The 18,433-nt window shown below is 70.5% G+C and carries 17 protein-coding genes; 12 read left to right on the top strand and 5 right to left on the bottom strand.

Features of this window, described 5'->3' with window-relative positions; all coding sequences use genetic code 11:
• Positions 1 to 27: 27 nt before the first annotated feature.
• Genes O3W51_RS34375 through O3W51_RS34360 form a run of 4 tightly spaced genes read left to right on the top strand, consistent with a single transcriptional unit; the run spans position 28 to position 6,726 of the window.
• Complete coding sequence (locus O3W51_RS34375) at positions 28 to 780, top strand: TnsA-like heteromeric transposase endonuclease subunit (protein WP_164608175.1); 753 nt, start codon at positions 28 to 30, stop codon at positions 778 to 780.
• Positions 777 to 2,960 carry an integrase gene (locus O3W51_RS34370; protein WP_269288273.1) on the top strand — a complete coding sequence of 728 codons (2,184 nt, stop codon included), beginning with the start codon at positions 777 to 779 and terminating at the stop codon, positions 2,958 to 2,960. The genes O3W51_RS34375 and O3W51_RS34370 overlap by 4 nt, the downstream gene beginning before the upstream one ends.
• Positions 2,957 to 4,102 (top strand): AAA family ATPase, encoded by a 1,146-nt coding sequence (locus tag O3W51_RS34365; protein ID WP_164608179.1) that lies wholly within the window; start codon positions 2,957 to 2,959, stop codon positions 4,100 to 4,102. The genes O3W51_RS34370 and O3W51_RS34365 overlap by 4 nt, the downstream gene beginning before the upstream one ends.
• On the top strand, positions 4,099 to 6,726 hold the full coding sequence (locus tag O3W51_RS34360; RefSeq protein ID WP_269288272.1) for a TniQ family protein: 2,628 nt from the start codon (positions 4,099 to 4,101) through the stop codon (positions 6,724 to 6,726). The genes O3W51_RS34365 and O3W51_RS34360 overlap by 4 nt, the downstream gene beginning before the upstream one ends.
• 58 nt (positions 6,727 to 6,784) lie before the next feature.
• Here the strand turns inward: O3W51_RS34360 and O3W51_RS34355 are convergent, their stop codons facing one another.
• The gene (locus O3W51_RS34355; RefSeq protein ID WP_239070664.1) at positions 6,785 to 7,054 is read right to left on the bottom strand and encodes an anti-sigma factor family protein; all 270 of its coding nucleotides are present in this window, start codon (positions 7,052 to 7,054) and stop codon (positions 6,785 to 6,787) included.
• Between the two features lie 50 nt (positions 7,055 to 7,104).
• A complete protein-coding gene (locus O3W51_RS34350; RefSeq protein WP_164608186.1) occupies positions 7,105 to 7,662 on the bottom strand; it encodes an RNA polymerase sigma factor in 558 nt (185 codons plus the stop codon).
• Between the two features lie 216 nt (positions 7,663 to 7,878).
• On the opposite strand from O3W51_RS34350, the gene O3W51_RS34345 reads away from it, so the two are divergent.
• Positions 7,879 to 8,133, top strand: a complete 255-nt coding sequence (locus tag O3W51_RS34345) for a zf-HC2 domain-containing protein (protein WP_239070666.1) — start codon at positions 7,879 to 7,881, stop codon at positions 8,131 to 8,133.
• Positions 8,134 to 8,202: 69 nt separating this feature from the next.
• On the opposite strand, the gene O3W51_RS34340 is transcribed toward O3W51_RS34345, so the two are convergent.
• The 3 genes from O3W51_RS34340 to O3W51_RS34330 all read right to left on the bottom strand — a co-directional run bounded on the left by O3W51_RS34340 (position 8,203) and on the right by O3W51_RS34330 (position 11,076).
• Positions 8,203 to 9,282, bottom strand: coding sequence for a methyltransferase domain-containing protein (locus O3W51_RS34340; RefSeq protein ID WP_269288271.1), 1,080 nt, complete (start codon positions 9,280 to 9,282; stop codon positions 8,203 to 8,205).
• 250 nt (positions 9,283 to 9,532) lie between these two features.
• A complete protein-coding gene (locus O3W51_RS34335; protein ID WP_269288269.1) occupies positions 9,533 to 10,300 on the bottom strand; it encodes a TVP38/TMEM64 family protein in 768 nt (255 codons plus the stop codon).
• The gene (locus O3W51_RS34330; RefSeq protein ID WP_269288267.1) at positions 10,297 to 11,076 is read right to left on the bottom strand and encodes a class I SAM-dependent methyltransferase; all 780 of its coding nucleotides are present in this window, start codon (positions 11,074 to 11,076) and stop codon (positions 10,297 to 10,299) included. The genes O3W51_RS34335 and O3W51_RS34330 overlap by 4 nt, the downstream gene beginning before the upstream one ends.
• A gap of 262 nt (positions 11,077 to 11,338) precedes the next feature.
• Between O3W51_RS34330 and O3W51_RS34325 the strand changes: the two genes are divergently transcribed.
• The 7 genes from O3W51_RS34325 to O3W51_RS34295 form a co-directional block, all read left to right on the top strand.
• Positions 11,339 to 12,748, top strand: coding sequence for a dihydrolipoyl dehydrogenase family protein (locus O3W51_RS34325; RefSeq protein WP_164608195.1), 1,410 nt, complete (start codon positions 11,339 to 11,341; stop codon positions 12,746 to 12,748).
• A complete protein-coding gene (locus tag O3W51_RS34320; RefSeq protein WP_164608197.1) occupies positions 12,745 to 13,206 on the top strand; it encodes a MauE/DoxX family redox-associated membrane protein in 462 nt (153 codons plus the stop codon). Before O3W51_RS34325 ends, O3W51_RS34320 begins: the two co-directional genes overlap by 4 nt.
• On the top strand, positions 13,206 to 14,639 hold the full coding sequence (locus O3W51_RS34315; RefSeq protein ID WP_164608199.1) for a radical SAM domain-containing protein: 1,434 nt from the start codon (positions 13,206 to 13,208) through the stop codon (positions 14,637 to 14,639). Before O3W51_RS34320 ends, O3W51_RS34315 begins: the two co-directional genes overlap by 1 nt.
• Positions 14,640 to 14,643: 4 nt before the next feature.
• Complete coding sequence (locus tag O3W51_RS34310) at positions 14,644 to 15,432, top strand: MTAP family purine nucleoside phosphorylase (RefSeq protein ID WP_164608202.1); 789 nt, start codon at positions 14,644 to 14,646, stop codon at positions 15,430 to 15,432.
• Positions 15,429 to 16,103, top strand: coding sequence for a TIGR04282 family arsenosugar biosynthesis glycosyltransferase (locus O3W51_RS34305; protein ID WP_269288264.1), 675 nt, complete (start codon positions 15,429 to 15,431; stop codon positions 16,101 to 16,103). Before O3W51_RS34310 ends, O3W51_RS34305 begins: the two co-directional genes overlap by 4 nt.
• A complete protein-coding gene (locus tag O3W51_RS34300) occupies positions 16,100 to 16,828 on the top strand; it encodes a TIGR04283 family arsenosugar biosynthesis glycosyltransferase (RefSeq protein ID WP_269288262.1) in 729 nt (242 codons plus the stop codon). Before O3W51_RS34305 ends, O3W51_RS34300 begins: the two co-directional genes overlap by 4 nt.
• 47 nt (positions 16,829 to 16,875) lie before the next feature.
• On the top strand, positions 16,876 to 18,433 hold a 1,558-nt coding region (locus tag O3W51_RS34295; RefSeq protein ID WP_269288260.1), incomplete at its 3' end, for a radical SAM protein.

The following is an 18,433-nucleotide window of genomic DNA, read 5'->3' as shown; positions in this document are numbered from 1 at the left end:
CAGTCTGCCCTCCGTACGGTTTCAAGCATGGCAGTCCGGAGCGCGGGCAGCACCCGCCGTACATGCAAGGTTCCAACCGTGTCGATCCGGTACAAAGACGCGCCCGTACGTGAGGTGCCGATCCGGCAGATGAGATTGGCGGACTTCAACGAGTCGAAGCCATGGCGGGGCGTCCGGTCGGTACACGGGATGCCCCACCATTCGGGCAAGTACTCGTCTGCCACGACGGGCGGGCATGTGGTCTACGAGAGCCGACTGGAGCTGGCGCGGTTATTGCTGGCGGACTTCGACCCCGAAGTCCGGGGGATCTTCGCTCAGCCGTGTCGGTTAACGGCTCGGGTCGGCGCCCGGGTGCGGCACCACGTACCGGACTTCCTGCTGCTCATGCGCTCTGGGACCGTGCGGGTGGTCAACGTCAAGCCGGCGGGCCGCCTGAAGGACCCGAAGATCGTGGAGGCCCTGGCATGGCCGGGTGAACTATTTCAGCAGCACGGCTGGGACTACGAGATCTGGTCCGGGGCGGGCCGGGCGCTGCTGGAGAACGTGCGATTCCTGGCCGGTTACCGGCGCCCCGGCGTGGTGCCCGAGGCCGAGGTGGAGCAGGCATGGCAGCAGGTCGTCGACGGTGAGGAACTGGCCCTGGCGGAACGTCGCCTGGCGGGCGACCGGCCGTCCCAGGAGGCGAGACCGCCTTTCATGGTGCTGTTGTGGGCCGGTCGGCTGACCACGGACCTGTCCCGCCCGCTGTCTGGTGAGTCCGTGCTGCGGAGGTGCACGTGACCACGTGGACGACGCCGCTGCGGCCGGGGCTGCCGATCAGCTTCGATGGTGAGCAGTTCACGGTTGCCGAGATCGAAGGCCGTCGGGTTCTCCTCCGCCCGACGGCCGCAGTCATGGGCGTTCCGCAGTGGCGGCAGGTGGACATCTCCGTGCTGCTGGCTCATCCCACTACCGAGATCCTGGTCCCGGTTCCGCAAGAGGAACCGGCGGCTGCGGCTGTCCTGGGCGGTCTTGGCGACGGGGAGGATGAAGAGCTGACGCGGCGGTACCGCCACGTCCAGGAGGTCAGGACCGGCTACCAGCTCGGCAGCGAGGCACTGGCTCTTCCGGGCGAGCCGCAGCCAGATTACGCGCCCGGTACGCCCAAGATGCGCCGGTACGCCGCTAAGGCGGCGGAGCTCGGAGTCGCCGAGAGCACGATCCGGAACTGGGTAAGGGCAGTGGAGCGCTCCGGTCCGGTCGGTCTGGTACGCGAACGGCCCAAGGCGAGCGTGTTGGACCGGGCTGACGATCGGTGGCTGGAGATCGCCAGGTCGGTGCTGAAGGGGCACGAGAGGGCCTCCAGGCCGGTGCGGAATCTGATCCTGATCGAGATCGAGGAACGCCTGGTCAGGGAATACGGGAAGGGCGCTGTTCCGCTTCCGGCCCGTACGACGGGCTACGAACTGCTGCGGGCACTGGCCAAGGGCACGAACGCTTTCGAGGGCAGCACGAAGGGGAAGCGGTCGATCGCGGATGCCCCGAAGGGGACGTATGGCAGGCTGCGGGCGACCCGGCCGGGCGAGTTCGTGGTGCTGGATACCAACTGCCTGGACGTATTCGCGATGGAACCGGTGACCTGTCAGTGGGTGCGCTGCGAACTGACCGTTGCGATGGACCTCTACAGCCGGTGCATCACGGGCCTGCGGCTGACCCCCGTCTCGACGAAGTCGACGGACGTGGCAGGGGTGTTGTACGAGACGGTCCGTCCCCGCGAGGTGCCGCAGGACGGGGGCGAGCCGCTGCCGTATTGCGGTGTTCCCTCCACGGTCGTGGTTGAAGCGGACAAGCTGGTCGACCGGGACGGTCAGCCACTGCTGCCGACGGTCGCGGCCGAGACGATCATCTTCGACCACGGCAAGGTCTATCTGTCGAACCACATCGAGAGCGTCTGCGCGAAGCTGGACATCTCGCTGCAACCGGCCCGCCCGAAGACGCCGACCGATAAGCCTATCGAGCGCTGGTTCCGCACTCTGAATCAGGGGCTGCTGGCCGCGCTGCCGGGTTACAAGGGCTCGGATGTGCACAGCCGCGGCGAGAAGGTCGAGGACGAGGCGTTCTTCTTCATCGACGAACTCGAAGCGATCATCCGCGAGTGGATCGCCCGGATCTATCACAGGCGCCACCACCGCGGACTGTGCATCCCTGAGGTCCCGGGGCTGAAGCTGAGCCCGCTCGACATGTTCGAGCACGGCGTGACCCGCGCCGGCCCGCTGAGGATTCCGGCCCGCCCGAATCTGGCCCTGGAGTTCCTGGAGGAGGAACGTGTACCCATCCATCACTACGGCGTCGAGCTCGAAGGACTGCGCTACAACGGCGACGCGCTGAACGACTACCGCAATCAGCCCAGTCCGTATCGTGGAGTGGATGCGGGCAAGTGGCCGATCGCACTGGACCGCGGCGACGTCACCAAGGCGTACTTCCAGGACCCGAAGCAGCGGACCTGGCACACGCTCGACTGGGAGCACGCCCCCGCACTCAGGGGCCCGGTCAGCCGGGAGGCGCTGGTCTATGCCCGTCGGCTCGCCAAAGCGGCCCACCGCTTCCCGGACACGAAGCGAGCACTGGTCGAACTCCTCGAACGATGGGGTGCTGGACTGGCTACGGACCGCACCGAGCGGCGGATGGCGGTGCGGCTGTCCCAGGAGCGGCTGCGCATGGTCGGAGAAGACGAAGCGCCAGCCGGCACCGACGTCGTCGCCTCCCTCCCGGCCCTGCGGAAAGTGGCAGCCGCCGGCGGGCCGGGGGCCGATCGGAGCGAGACGGAGGATCCGGACCTGCGGGTCGTCGAAGGGGTGGACGAGGTGCCGGGCGGGGATGATGACGAGGACGATGAGCTGGAGGCCGTCTTCCCGGGCGAGGAGAACGGCGCCGCGATCGACGAGGACGCCTACTACGCCGACGTCTGGGAGAGCCGTTGAGCACGGCGGGCGGTGCCGCGGACGCCGAGCCGTTCGAAGGCGACGACCGCCAGTACAGCCCGACCCGGCTGCCCGGATGGCTGCAGGAAGTCTACGGACCCGACCGGATCCGGCCCGAGCAGTTGAGCCGGGCCCAGCTCGCCAAGCTTTCACCGCGGGCGCTCTCGGTACACAACGACAACCGGGAGGTCTGGCACGCCAACATCGGCCCCATCGACACTCCGCAGCTGCTCGCGCTCCATGCGGACCTGCGCGAGATCATCGAGTCGAACCGGCAGGACGGCAACAAGACCAAACCGGCAGCCCTGGTGGACGCCCACCCAGGACTCGGCAAGAGCACGGCGGTGCGCGCGTACGGCTGCGATCTGTTCAAACGGCAGGTCAACCTGCGCGGAGACACCACGCCGGATGGTGCCCGGCGGGTGCCGGTCATGTACATCGCGCTCAGCGGCAACACGCAGATCCGCGGCCTGAACGCGGCGATCTGCCGGTTCTACGGGCTGCCCGTCAAGGGGGACGCGGACACGCTGGCCGAGCGGGCCGTGGACGCGGTCTTGTCGATGAAGACCGTCGCCATGGTTATCGACGACATCCATTTCCTGGCCGGCTCGACGTCGAACGCGGTCCGCATGGCCAACCAGCTCAAGTACCTCTCCAACGTCTTCCCCGTCACCCTGATCTACGTGGGCGTCGGCGTCCAGGAGCGCGGCATCCTCCATGAGGGCTTCTCGCCGAGGGAGAGCCCGCTCGCGCAGTTCGGGCGCCGCACCACGGCGCTGACGTTGATGCCCTTCCAGGTCGATGACGACGAGGGCCGCCTGCAGTGGCGCCAGCTGCTCAAGACGATCGAGCAGAAGCTCGTCCTGGCCGAGAAGTACCCCGGCATGCTCGCCGAGGACCTCTCGGACTACCTCTTCGCCCGTTCCACCGGGCATTTCGCGTCGCTGATGTCGCTGGTCAACCGGGGCTGTCTGCGCGCGATCCGAGGTGGGAACGAGCGCCTGGACGAGGAGCTGATGAACCAGGTGAAGAACGACGCCGCGGCCGAGGAGGCTCGCAAGGAACTGGAGGCCGAGATCAAGGCCGGTCTCAAGACCACGCGGCCGACCCAGGATCCACGACGCCGGAGGAAGTCGGCATGACGGGCTGGAGTGACGAGCGCATCCCCATCGGGGTAGCGCCCTCCCTTGGGGAGGCCCTGGACAGCTGGCTTGAGCGGTACGCGCACCGCCTGCGCACGCACACCGTGGACTTCGCCGACTACCTGGGGCTCCCGCACGCATCCGTGCGCAGGATGGTCCGGCGCTTGACCGAGGGCGAGCTGGAGCTGCTGGAGCGGCGCACCGGCGTCGGGGCCGAGCAGCTGAGGGCGATGACACTGGAGGCGTTCGGCGGTTCCCTCGTGCGGATCACCGGGCCGACCCGCCGGCTGAGAGCGCCCGCCCACTGGCGGTTCTACGGGACCACCTCGCGCTACTGCCCCGCCTGCCTGGCCGGCAACGGGGGCCGGTGGCAGGTGCACTGGCGCCTGGGCTGGGCCTTCGCCTGCATTCGCCACCGGCTCCTGCTCCTCGAACGGTGCCCACGCTGCGGCAAGCACCCGCCCGTACTCAGTGGCGGTAACCACCGCATGCTGTCCCGGCCACAAGCCTGCCGTTCCCTGACCGAGCGCGACGGCCGCGGCACCCGCTGCGGCTACCCCCTGACCGAGGCCCCCGCCGTCTCTCTCGCCGAAGGTGGTGCGGTCCTGCTCTCGCAAGCTGGCGTCAACGCGCACGTCATCGCGGAGCATCGCAGTGCTGCGGCGCGCGAACGGGCCGGGGAACTGTCGCACCTGGGACGACGAGCGCTACGCAACATCGGCGCCCGGCCCGACGTCGTGCCACCCCTCGCACGCGACATCATCACGGCCTGCGGCGGCGAGCTTCTCGCCGGCGCCGCGGCGATGGAGATCCACGACGCGCGCAACGTTGCCATCGGGACCACCCTGGCCGCCATCGCCACCGATCCCCGGCATCCGCTGCACGAGGACGTGTTCGCGTGGATCTGCCTCGCGCCGGACCGCGAAATGGGTGAGCTGCGCGAACACCCCACGCGGTACTTGACCAACTGGAAGTCCGCAGGCCCCCGCGTGATCAACCGCATCCTTGCCGCGTCCGACAGCCAGCTCACGCTCAAGGCCCGGCTGCGCTACGGCACAGCGACCGCCGAGCCCGCCGTGCCCTCCCTGAGCGAGGCCGACATCAGGGTGCGGGCGTCCAAGACGCCCGGCATGCTCTGGCCGTCCTGGACGCTGCGGCTGCTGCCGCCCAAGAGCCCGCACCAGCCGAGGATCGCCGGCCTGCGACGCGCCTGCGCAAGCCTCATGCTCGTTCCCGGCGGCCCGGCCGGACACCGCCAGGGCGCCCGGATCATGGGCAATCCGCACTTCCGCAGCAACCTGGAGGCCCTGCTGGCCTTCGTCGACGCCGATCACATCTGCAGCACGCTGACCCACTACACACGCGTGCTCGACACGCACGAGGTGCCGATCGACTACGCACGCCGCCGAGCCCTGTTCGCCAACGAGGCGACCACGCTGCTCCTCGACGAGAACGCCCACTGGCGCCTCTGCAAGAGCCTGGGCACCCGGCAATTCCAACAAGTCCACCTCTACCGGCTGCGCTGGCAGCTGCGGCGGCTCCTGCTCGGGGCCGACCCGCAGCCCGGCAACCACGCACCCGCCTGGACACACCGCTTCACCTACCGGACGCACCCGGAGATCCTCGCCTTCCTCGACGAGCAGGCGCACCGCAACCTCGCCGCCCACCACATCACCGACGAGCCGGTGACCTGGGAGCCGCCGCCACACTGGCTCGACAACATCGCTCTGCCCCAACCGCCCGTCACCACCCCCACCGAGCGCATCCGCGCCCTGCTGACCCCCCACTCCACCGCCCGCGACGTCGCCCACACCCTCGGTCTCACGGTGCACCAACTGCGCCTGCTGATGGAAATCCGCCGCCTGAGCGCGCAGACCCGCCCGCACAACAAGGGCAACTACCCCCGTCCACCGCACCAGGGCTACCTGGTACCCGACCGGCTGCGGGATCTCTACCAGCGGCAGGGCCTGCAACAGCGGCAGATCGCCCAACTCGCCGGATGCACCCCCGGGATCGTCAAGACCGCGCTCAAGCAGGCCAACATCCCGCTGCGGCCCCGTCGCGCAGCGGGCGAACTGAGACGGTCGGTCGATCCGGTCTGGCTGCGCACCGAGTACCACGACAAGGGCAGAACGGTGGCCGACATCGCTCGCGAGCTGGCCGCCCCCGACTCGAACGTCTCCCAACTTCTCGACGCGTGGGGCATCCCCCGCCATCCGCCAGGCCACAGTGCGCCTCCAGCGTGGCAGCCGAGCCCCTTCGCCAGCCTCGGCGTGCCACTGTCGCCGGACATGGAACGAATCAGCACGCGTGCGGGCGCACTGGAAGAACTACGGACGGCCCTGCTGCTTCCCGGTTTTCGCACGCGCCGCGCGGCGGCACTCACGCTCGGCATCCCCCGAACCTCCCTCAACGGGCGTCTGAAGAAGCTGGAGACGGCCGCGGGCTTCGCGATCTTCAACCACCGCAGACGGCCGGTCGCCCCAACGGCACGCGGCCAGGCCCTGCTCGACGAGGCGCAGCTACTGCTACAGCGCCTCGACACCCGGTCCCGTCCTCGGCCCGTGACGTGTTCCAGCTCTCCGCTGGGAACGATCCACGCCGTGTTGGGAAGCGTTCCGTAAGCAATGCCGTTCTGTTCTTGTGGGGGCCGCTGAGAAGCCTCTCCTCTTGGAGAGATCGCTAGGCACCTGTCGGAGGCGTCGTGCCGTGTTCCGCGTCATCGTCTCCGGCCGGCTGATCGCTCAGGAGCGATGCGCCGAACGCCTGCAAGCGCTCCACCGCTTGGCTGTCGGGCCCCGTGCGGCGGGCCAGCGCGTTGTGGATCTCCTGGTAGACGGACGCCTCCAGGCCGCAGCGGCGGCAGTCCTCCAGGTGTGCCGAGACCCGGCGCGCGGTGATCTCGTCGGTTTCGCCGTCGAGGTAGGACTGGAGCACGCGGGCGACTTGCATGCAGTTCATTCGGCGCTCGGCCGCTGCACGTCGCCACCATGGACGCCTCTTCACATCACACCTCGTTTCGGTGCCAGTCCGGCCGTGGCCAGCCGTGCCCGTATCCGTTTGCGTGCCCGGTGCAGCCGGCTCATCACGGTGCCTTCGGGCACGTCCAGCAGGTGGGCGGCCTCGGCGTAGGTGAGGCCGTCGATGTCCACCAGCTGCACCACCTGCCGGTGCTTGTCCGGCAGCGCGCACAGGGCCTCGTCCACCACCTCATCGAACGCCTCACCCACCACGATCTCTTCCGCCGACCCGCTGGGGCCCGTGGTGCTGAGCCGGTCCAGATCGGTGTCCGGGTCGTCCAGGAGGTGGGGACGGCGGCGGCGGTGGCGGTTGATCTCGGCCCGCCGCATGATCGTCAGCAGCCATGCGCGCGGGTGTTTCCCGTCGAAGCGGTCCACGGCCCGGTAGGCGCGCAGAAGGGTGTCCTGCACGAGGTCCTCGGCGTCCGCCGGCTGCGCGGTCAGCGTCATCGCCACCCGCAGCAGTACCTCCACCTCCGGCAGCACATAGGCGGCGAACGCCTGACCTCGAGGGTCCGCGGGGTCAGGCGGCGCTGTCACTTCGTCTTCCACACGGTGGAAACCCCTTTTCCCCGGACCCGCATTCCATCCTCTTCATCCTTCTGCTTCCCGGCCCCGGGCGCCACTGTGGTCAGTGGCGAGGTGAGGAGCTTGTGCGGGGGCTGGAATGCCGCGCGCGGCAGGACGGGTTTCCGCTGTATGAAATGGCAGCGCGTTCCCGGGCCGGGGCGAGTGTGGGCCGAGTGCCGGGAGAAAATGCGGCATGTGCGGCTGCGCGGTGACGTGGAAGCGTACGTCGACGGGCAGCTCACCGGTGCGCACCGCGTGCGGGTGGCCGCCCACGTCGCCTGCTGCTGGGGGTGCAGCGGCAGTCTGCAACTGCTGCGGCTGGTCAAGGCGTCCCTCCGGGACCATCCCCGGCGGACCCCCCCGTCTCTCGCGTCGGCCCGGGTACGGCGCTTCGCTGATCGCCTCACCACGCCGCCGGGCCGGGACCGGCCCCGCCGTTGAAGGACACCGAGCCTCACTGATCCCGCGCGAACCCTGGCGGCCGGGCGTCCTGGTATCCCGGCGTGCCGGTCAGCAGCAGCCCGACGGTGCGCCCGTGGCCGGTACGGCTGCCCCGTTCACGGGATCGCAGGGGAACAGGCCGAAGTGGTGGCTCTTGTCGCCTGTGACGGTGAAGTGGGGCGCGTAGCGGGTGGCGGCGAGCATGTCGGCGGTGTTGCCGCAGACGAGCATCGGCTTTCCGGTGGGGAAGCGGTGGTGGTCGTCGAGGTCGAAGGCGTGCGGTTGCTCGGCGACGGTGCCGCGGTAGACGGCGACCTGGCCGTAGTCCTCGCAGCGGTCCTCCAGGGGGAGCTTGAAGGCGCGGACGGTGCGGGAGGTGAAGGCGGCAAAGCCGATCTTCCGCTCGATGTCCGGGTCGCTGATCTCCACCGGAGAGGCGGTGACGGTGCGGGCGTCCGGGCAGCCGGCACGGTCCAGGATGCGCCGGAAGTCCTCGGTGTACAGGGCCCCGGCGAGGCATTCGCCGACGAGGACGGGATCGTCGAGGAGGGGGGTGGGCAGGCGGCGGTCGGCGAAGATGTCGGAGAAGTACAGCTCGCCGCCGGGCTTGAGGACGCGGAAGATCTCGGAGAAGACGCGCGGCTTGTCCGGCGACAGGTTCAGGACGCAGTTGGAGACCACCACGTCCACGGAGGCGTCCGGGATGCCGGCCGTGGCCAGGTCTTCGATGTAGCCGTGGCGGAAGTCGGTGTTGGCGTAGCCGAACCGTTCGGCGTGCCAGTCCTGATGGCGACGCGCCACGGCCAGCTGTTCCTCGGTCATGTCGACGCCGATCACCCGGCCGGTTGGCCCGACCAGTTGGGACAGCACGTAGACGTCCCGCCCGCTGCCGCAGCCCAGGTCGAGCACAGTGGCCCCGTCAAGTCCGGGCGGGATGGGCGAACCGCAGCCGTAGAAACGCTCCATGACCTCGTCGTGGACCTGCGCGAGAGCCGCCGCGATGTGGGGCGGCGGTGCCGTGTCCGTGCAGCAGGCCGAGGTCTTCAGGTCCGCGGAGGAGGCGAGCACCTTTCCGTAGTAGTCCCTGACCGATTCCGCCACGGACGAAAGGGGCGTCTGCTGCCCCGGGGATACGTCAATCGTCGCCATGTCTCTCCCTGGTGGTCCCTCGTGCTCCGGCCGGTGGTTCGCCGGGGCCGCGACGGGAACCCGCTGTGCGGCGGTTGCCATTCCCCCTCCGCTGTGCCGTGATCCGGACGGGTCTCAGGTCAGCGGCGATCAACCACCGGGGTGCAGGGCTGATGCCGCCCACCGCGCTCCGAGGCGCGGTGGGCTACCTCCAACATCAGCACGGACTTCCTGCCTCACGGGACGTTCGCCGGCGGCGTCCTCCGGGCCGTCACCGGCTACCGGCAGTCGCGTCGGCCTCGACGCTGCGGGAGCGGATCAGCCGTGCCGCCCACCAGCCGCTCGCGCTCAGCACGAGCAGAGCGCCCAGCGCGATCCACAGCCCCGGGGAGCCGGGGTCGCCCAGGGAACCGCCGAGCCCGGTGTAGACGACGGTGCCCGGGATGATGCCCAGGGCCGTGGCTGTGACGTAGGAGGAGAAGCGGACACCGGCCACCCCCGCCCCGTAGTTGATCACGGAGAAGGGGAACAGCGGCACCAGCCGCACGAGCAGCACCGCCGCGAACCCGCGGCGTGTCAGGTAGGCGTCCAGCCGGGCCAGCCGCCCCGACCCGGCATAGCGGGCTACGACCGGACGCCCCAGCCAGCGGGCGAGGCCGAACGACAGGGCCGCACCCGCCGTGGCTCCCACGAGTACGGCCGCCACCCCCAGCGGCAGCCCGAACAGCGCCCCCGCGGAGGCGGTCAGTACAGAGCCGGGCAGTAGCGCCGTCACGGCCAAGGCGTAGCAGACAGAGAAGACGACCGGCCCCCATATGCCGCGCGAGTCGACCCACTGGCGCACCTCGCGCAGCAGGTCCCCGCCTCCCATTGCCACCCAGGCCCCGAGCGCGAGCAGCAGGACCACGAGGACGGCCAGCCGTATCCACGCCGCGCGCGCCGGCCTCGGCGCCACCCCGTCCGGGCCGGCATCGAAGCTCGGGCCGGTGTCGGGCGGCGTGGGCTCGATGGCGCAGGAGGGGGTTGTCTGGTGATTCATATCGGCTCCTGTGATGGTGGTTCGGCGGCAAGTTCGGCCACCACGCGGCGCAGTGGCAGCTCCAGGCGTCGTCCTGGGGCTGCCCACCGTGCCAGGGATCGCTTGGCGGTCTGGGAGCGCTTGGGTGTCAGATCGGGCAGATACAGGGCGTCGGCCAGCAGGGCCGCCGCGTCGGCCGAGTCGATGGCGAGAGTGAAGACGCGTCGCTCGTCCGTGCGGACGCGGAAACCCGCCGTGCGCAGCGCGGCGGGCAGCCCGTCGCGGGCCTGCGGGTTGGGCCACGGCTGGCGTAGGGCGCGCAGGGCTGCCATTACCCGCAGCCAGCCGAGCATGCCGGATGGGGAGAGCCCGGACTGGGAGGGCACCAGCGCCGCGAGCGTCCCGCCGGGCCGCAGTACGCGCCGGATCTCCCCGAGGACCTGCGGCAGGGGGGTGACGACTGGCAGGCACATGGCCGCGCAGACCGCGCCGGCGCTCGCGGAGGCGGCCGGGAGCGCGTCCGCACCGGCGCGGACGAGTGGTCCGCGGCCCCGGCGGGCTGCTTCGGCGAGTTCTGCCGTCGACAGGTCGATCCCGACCCAGTCGGCGTCGGTGAGTTCGTCGCGGGTGGGTGCCGAGCCGCAGGCAAGATCGAGGACCGTGCCCTCGACACCGCGCAGCGGTTCGGCCAGCCAGGCGTAGGGGGAAGCATCGGCCAGAGCGAACAACTGCTCGGTGATACCGGGGTGCGCCTGGTGGTAGGCGGCGATGAAGCGCCGCCAGTCCGGTTCGTCCATCCAGCCTTCGCCCCTCTTCCGATCTTCCGACCTGTGGGGCTGCTCGCCCCTTGTACTTTGCGTCGGGAACCCTGCCTGGCCGGTCCCCCATTCCGTTTCGGACACGCCGGAGGCGCGCGGATGACGCGGGACGGTCATCGTGACCGTGATCGTGGGCTGAGAAAAGGGGAAGGCCCCGGCTGTGTCAGCGGGTTTCCCCCATGTCCCACGATCGCGCACCGCCTGTCCCACGGCGGCCCACCGACTGGAGAGAGCCCGCACCATGAACAGGTACGACCTGGTGGTCATCGGCGGCGGCAGCGCCGGGCTGACCGCGGCCCGCACCGCCGGGCGCTTCGGCGCCCGGACGCTGCTCGTCGAGCGGGACCGGCTGGGCGGAGACTGTCTGTGGACGGGGTGCGTACCGAGCAAGGCACTGCTGCACGTCGCCGCCGACGTCCAGGCGGCCCGCCGCGCCGCCGCCTACGGGCTCCCGCCGGTGACCGGTTCGGCCGACCTCACGGCGGCCATGGCGGAGGTGAAGCGGGCGATCGGTGCGATCGCACCGCACGACTCGGCCGAGGCGCTCGCCCCGTACGGAGTCGACGTCACGTACGGCGCGGCGTCCTTCACCGGCCCGGGAACCCTGACAGCGGGTGAGAGCGAGGTCTCCTTCCGGTTCGCGCTGATCGCCACGGGCTCCTCACCGGCCCTCGTGCCGGTCCCTGGCCTGGCCGAGGCCGACCCGCTGACCAGCGACACCGTCTGGGAGCTGTCCGAACTCCCGCGCAGCCTGGTGGTGCTGGGCGGCGGGCCCATCGGCTGTGAACTGGGCCAGGCGTTCGCCCGGCTCGGCTCGCAGGTCACCCTCGTGGAGGCGATGGACCGCCTGGTGCCCCGGGAGGAACCCCGGGCCTCGCAGGTTCTGCGGGACCGGCTGGAGGCCGAGGGAGTCACCGTGCTGACCGGCTACCGTGCGGAAACAGTCGATGCCGGTGCCGTCCACGGGCCCGGTGGCCCTCTCCCCTACGACGCGCTGCTGGCCGTCACGGGCCGCCGTGCCAACGTCCAGGGGCTCAACGTGGAGGCGGCCGGTGTGGAGCTGACCGACACCGGTCACGCCCGCACTGACGACCGGCTGCGTACCACCAACCACCGGATCTACGCCGCCGGTGACGTGACCGGCCGCTCGGCCTTCACCCATCTAGGCGGCACGCAGGGCGGAGCAGCCGCCATCGACGCTCTCCTGGGTGTGCGCCGCCCGATCGACTACCGGGCGGTGCCCTGGGTGACGTTCACCGATCCCGAGATCGCCCGCGTCGGCCTCACCTCCGACGAGGCACGCGAGAAGTACGGCGACACGGTGCGCGTCCACACGCTGGACAACGACCGGGTCGACCGGGCGGTCGCCGACGGCCGCACCGAGGGCTTCACCACCCTGGTGCTGGGCCCGCGCGGGAAGATCGTCGGAGCCACGGTGGTGTCGCCGAGGGCCGGGGAGACCATCGCCCATCTGGCGGCGGCGGTGCGCCTGGGCTGGACGCCCTCCGACTACGCGCGCACCATGCACCCCTACCCCACGTACGCCGACGGGCCCTGGCACACGGCCCTGGCCGACGTCTACGCCCGCCTGGCCCGGGGCAGCGGGCCCATCGGCGCGCTGCTGAAGCTCCGCAGAGGGGCGATCCGGTGATCCTCCGCCTCGTCCTAGGCGCCGTCCTCGCGGCGATGGCGCTGGGCCAGCTCGCCTCGTTCGACGCGATGCCCGCCATCCTGACCACCTACGGCCTGACGTCCGGAGCGGCCTCGACTGCCCTGGCCGTGGCATTGATCAGCGCTGAGACGGTCACGGCCGTCTGGTTCCTCACCCGGCCCCGCTTCCGCGCCGCCACGCCCGTCTGGCTGTACGCGAGCGTCGCCGTGGTGTGGTGGGCTCTCGCCGCCCAGGCGTTCGCCCGCGGACTCGTCCTGGACAACTGCGGCTGCTTCGGGACCTACCTCGCCCAGCCGCTGCGCTGGTACGTCCTGGTCGAGGACGCGCTGATGCTGCTGTACGCCTGGCTGCTGTGGCGCGGACTGCGGCGGGCCCGGACCAACCCCCTCACCGACCGAACCTCAACAGCGGCCCCCACACCGCAGGAGAACCACTGATGCGGATCATCGCAGCACTGCGCGACCTCGAACACGCCACCCGCCCCTACGACACCGAGTTCGCCACAGCCATGGAGCGCCGCTGGGCGGAACTCCCCGAGGCAGCCAAGACACCCGGCCAGATCCTCGGCCGGCACGGCGTCGGCTGCGAGGGCACCCATGGCGTCTTCCCCAAGTGCAACCTCAAGTGCACCCCCTGCTACCACTCCCGGGACGCCAACCAGGTACGCGTCGACGGCCCGCACACCCACGAACAGCTCGCGGCCCAAATGCGACTGCTGCGTGAGCTGCGCGGTCCGCGTGCCCACACCCAGCTCATCGGCGGCGAGGTCAGTCTGCTCGACCCCGACGACCACGCCGCCGCGCTGGCGATCATGCGGGAGCACGGCCGGGAACCGATGAGCTTCACCCACGGCGACTTCGACGACGGCTACCTCACCCAGCTCGCACTCGGCCCGGACGGTACACGGCGCATCGGGCGACTGTCCTTCGCCGCACACTTCGACAAATTCATGTACGGCCGGCGAGGCATCGAACGCCCGCCCGACGAGCAGTCGCTCAACCCGTACCGGGCACGGTTCGCCGCCATGTTCACCCGTCTGCGGCGCGAGCACGGTGTTCGGTTCTTCCTCGCCCACAACATGACCGTCACCCCGGGCAACCTCGACGAGATCGCGGAAGTAGTCCGCGACTGCCACGCCATGGGCTACGGCATGTTCTCCTTCCAGCCCGCAGCCTTCCTCGGCGACGAGCGCCGATGGAAGGAGAAGTTCCGCGAGGCGACCCCGGACGCGGTGTGGGCGGAGATCGAGCGCGGCGCCGGAACCCGGTTGGACTACCGGGTCTTCGAGAACGGTGATGTGCGCTGCAACCGCACCGCCTACGGCTTCTACGCCGGCCGCCGCTGGTATCCGTTCCTCGACGGCGGCGACCCGCGCGACCTCGCCGTGCGCGACGCGTTCTTCCGCTACTTCGGAAAGGTCACCTTTACCGGAACCCCACCCGCCCTCCTCGCCGCCAGGGTCCTGCGGGTGGTCGGCCGCCACCCGTCCACGGCGGTGACGGCGCTTCGCTGGCTGTTCCGCACGGCCCGCCGCGTCGGGCTGCTGCGGCTGGTCCGCCACCGGATGCGGGTGCGCCCGGTGACGTTCGTGATGCACCAGTTCATGGACGCCGATGTCGTCGCCCCGGCCTGGGAGATGATGCAGCGCGGCGAGCAGGCCGATGACCCCCGGCTGCGCGAGACCCAGGAGCGGCTGGCCGCCTGCCACTACGCCATGGCCCACCCCGAGAACGGCACCCTCGTCCCGGCCTGCGTGCAACACGCCGTACTCGACCCGGCCGAGAACGCGGCGCTGCGCACTCTGCTGCCGATCGTCGAGGTCCGCACCACCGTCGGCCGCCCGTCCGGCACGTCACCGAAGGAGAAGTAGTTTCATGCGCATAGGTGTGATCACCGGCTCGGGCAGCTACGACTGGCCCCATCTGGAAGGGGCCGCGGAGCGGACCGTCGTCACGGACCACGGCGAGGTCACCGTCACCGAGGGACGCCTGGGGGACGCGGAGATCGTCCAGCTGTCCCGGCACGGCGCCGGTCACCACCGGCTCTCCAGCCAGGTCGACCACAAGGCCAACCTGGCCGCCCTGCTGGCCTGCAAGACGGATGCCGTCGTCTCCTTCACCGTCTGTGGCTCCCTCGACCGGGAGCTGCCGCCGGGCTCCCTGGTGGTCTTCGATGACCTGTACTTCCCCGCCAACCGGCTGCCCGATGGCACCCCCTGCACCTGGTACGACACACCTGGCGAGGCGGGCCGCGGCCACTGGATCTTCGAGAAGCCCTTCAGTGAACCGCTGCGCCAAGCGCTGATCACGGCCGCCGGGCAGACCGGGGTGCCCGTCGCGACGCAGGGTGTCTACGGGCACGTCGACGGCCCTCGTTTCAACTCGCGCCCGGAGGTGGCCGCGCTGGCCGCGGCCGGGGTCAGTGCAATCAGCCAGACCGCGGGACCGGAGGTCGTCCTGGCCGGGGAAGCCGAGTTGCCCATGGCGCTGGTGGGTTTCGTCACCGACTACGCCAACGGCATCGCCGCCGAACCGGAAGCGGTGCAGGCACTGCTGGACCGCATGGCGGTGAGCAAGGAGGTCTTCGCCACGCTGGCCGGACACGCGCTGCCTTCCCTTGACGCCGTGAGCGGCGCCGGTTTCGTCTACCGGTTCGACACGTGAGCGCCGTCGGCCACGGGGGCACCCCCGCGATCCTGGTCATGGCGAAACCGCCCCGGCCCGGCACGGTCAAGACCCGGCTGCATCCCCTGCTGGGTCCACAGCGCTGCGCGGAACTCCAGGCCGAACTCATCCGCCACACCATGGAATTGGCCACCGCCCACACCCCGCGCCCCTACCTCGCCTACGCGCCGGACGACGGCAAAGACGCCATCAACACGGCGGTGCCGGCCGGCGTCCGGTTGCTCGTCCAGCGCGGTGAAGACCTCGGACAACGCCTCGCCGCAGCCGTCACGGATGCCTTCGCCGACGGCGCGGGCCCGCTGCTGGTCATCGGCACCGACGCACCGACCCTCACCGGCGACCGCCTGACCGCCGCGTTCACCGCCCTGGAACACCATGACGTGGCACTGGGCCCGGCGCTCGACGGCGGCTACTACCTGATCGGCCTGCGAGCACCCCACACCTCGCTCTTCGCCCTCGCCCCGGATGTCTGGAGCACGGAGCGGGTGCTTGCAGCGACCCGCGCCCTCGCCGACGGCGCAGGGCTGAGGATGGGACTGCTGCGTCCACTGCGGGACTTGGACACCCCCGAGGACGCTGCCGCGCTCCTGGCTGATCCGGCGCTGCCCACGCCGATCGCCGCCCTGCTCCAGCCCGAGGAGAGACCATGACTCAGGTGTCGATCATCGTCCCGGTCCTGAACGAAGAGGCCACGATCCACGATGCGGTGTGCCGCCTGGGCCGGGACTTCCCCGACTGCGAGCTGATCGTCGTGGACGGCGGCTCCACCGACGCCACCGCCGCACTCGCAGCCCTCCACGCCACCGTGATCGGCAGTGAGCGCGGCCGGGCCAAGCAGATGAACGAGGGCGCCCGGCACGCCTCCGGGAACATCCTGTGGTTCATCCACGCCGACACGGCCATCGAGCCCGAAGCCCTGGGCCAGATCCGGGCCGCTCTCGCCGACCCGGCCGTGGTCGCAGGCGGCCTTACCCTCCGCTTCGACCGCCGGACACCCGCCCTGAACTACCTCGCGTGGACATCCAACGCCCGCGCGCGGCGCCTCCACCACATCTTCGGCGACCAGGCCATGTTCATCCGCCGCACCGTCTTCGACGCCCTCGGCGGCTATCCCGACCTGGCCATCATGGAGGACCTGGAAATGTCTCGGCGCCTGCACCGCCGCGGCCAACTGCGCCTGCTGCCCGCCACCTCGACGGCCTCCTCACGCCGACTGATCGCGCACGGGACCTGGCGCATGATCGCCTTCATGCAGTACCTGAAGCTGCTGTACTTCGCCGGTGTCGACCCCGAAACCATCCGCGCCCGCTACACCGCAGGCCCCCGCCTCCTGCCGAACAGAAGCCCGAGAGCAGCACGAACCAGACGCACCTGAACTCCCCCTGTTCCCCCTTTTGCCTCGACACTTTGGAGACCGACCTCATGCGCATCGCAGTCTGCGGAGGGCCCTACGGAAACCCGTACGCGCTCCAGGCGTTCGTCGACGACGCCCGTGCCCGGGGCGCCGAGCGGCTGTTCTGCCTGGGCGACCTCGGCGGCTTCGGCGCCGACGTCGACGCGCTGTGGCCGATCCTCACCGACAACACCGTCGAGTGCGTCGCCGGGAACTACGACGTCGCCATCGCCCGCGGCGACACCGACTGCGGCTGCGGCTACCGCGACCCGAAGGACAACGAGTACGCCCAACTCATCTACGACCACACGCTCGCCACCACCGGCCGCGACTTCGCCACCTGGATGGGCACCCTGCCCACCGAGCGCCGGGAGACCATCGACGGCGTCGACGTCCACATGGTCCACGGCTCGACCCTGGCACTGAACGACTTCTGGTGGGAGTCGCTCCCCGAGGAGCAGCACCGCCTGCGAGCAGAGGCGTCCGGGGCCGACGTCGTGCTGTGCACCCACAGTGGTCTGCCCTGGCAGCGGCGCATCGGCGACACCCTCGCCGTGAACGTCGGCGTGCTCGGCAAACCCGCCAACGACGGCCGCCGCGAGGTCTGGTACGCGATCCTCGACCTCTCCGACGGGCACGTCACCGCCGAGCTCATCCCGCTCGCGTACGACTGGCGGGCGCAAGCCCGCTCGATGCGCGCCGCCGGGCTCCCCGAGATCTTTACCGAGACCATCGAGACCGGCTGGTGGACCACCTGCCAGGAGATCCTGCCGCCGCGCGAGCGCGCCCGAGGCCGCTACCACCTCTACCGCTCCACCCTGCCCTCCGGCTTCCGCCCCGCGGACAACGGCTGGGGAGAGACCACGCCCCCGGCCCTCCAGGGCGACCGGCCGGTGGTCCCGCTCTTCGGCACCCCCTACTTCCCGGCGCGCCTGTGGATCTACACCAACTTCCACTGCAACCTGGCCTGCGACTACTGCGCGGTCGCCTCCTCCCCGAAAGCGGCTCCCCGCACCCTGCCCACCGAAACCTTCCGCGCCCTCGTCGACGAGGCCGTACAGGCCGGATTCACCGAGCTGTACCTCACCGGCGGCGAGCCCTTCCTCCACCCGGACATCATCGGCCTCCTCGACTACGCCTCCACCGAGCTGCCCACCGTCGTGATGACCAACGCCATGCTGCTGCGAGGCCGCCGTGCCGCCGGCCTCGCGGACCTGGCCGACCGCAAGCTCACCGTCCAGACCTCCCTGGACGGCGCCACCGCCCACACCCACGACCTTCACCGCGGTTCCGGCTCCTGGCAGCGCACCCTCGACGGCATCCACCACCTGATCGGCCTGGGACTGCCTCCGCGCGTCGCCCTCACCGAAACCGAGGACAACACCCACGAGATCCCCGCGGTCGCCGCACTCCTTGCCGGACTCGGCCTGCCCGCCGACCACTTCGCCGTACGCCCGCTGCTACGCCGAGGATTCGCCGAGACCGGAGAGGAGATCGGCGAAGACTCCAGCATCCCCGAACTGACCGTCACCGCCGACGGCCTGCACTGGCACCCCGCCGGCGCCACCCACGCCAGCCGCGCCGACC

This window comes from Streptomyces sp. H39-C1 (assembly GCF_027158125.1).
GTDB lineage: Bacteria > Actinomycetota > Actinomycetes > Streptomycetales > Streptomycetaceae > Actinacidiphila > Actinacidiphila fildesensis.
This window is presented reverse-complemented; position numbering and strand designations above follow the sequence as displayed.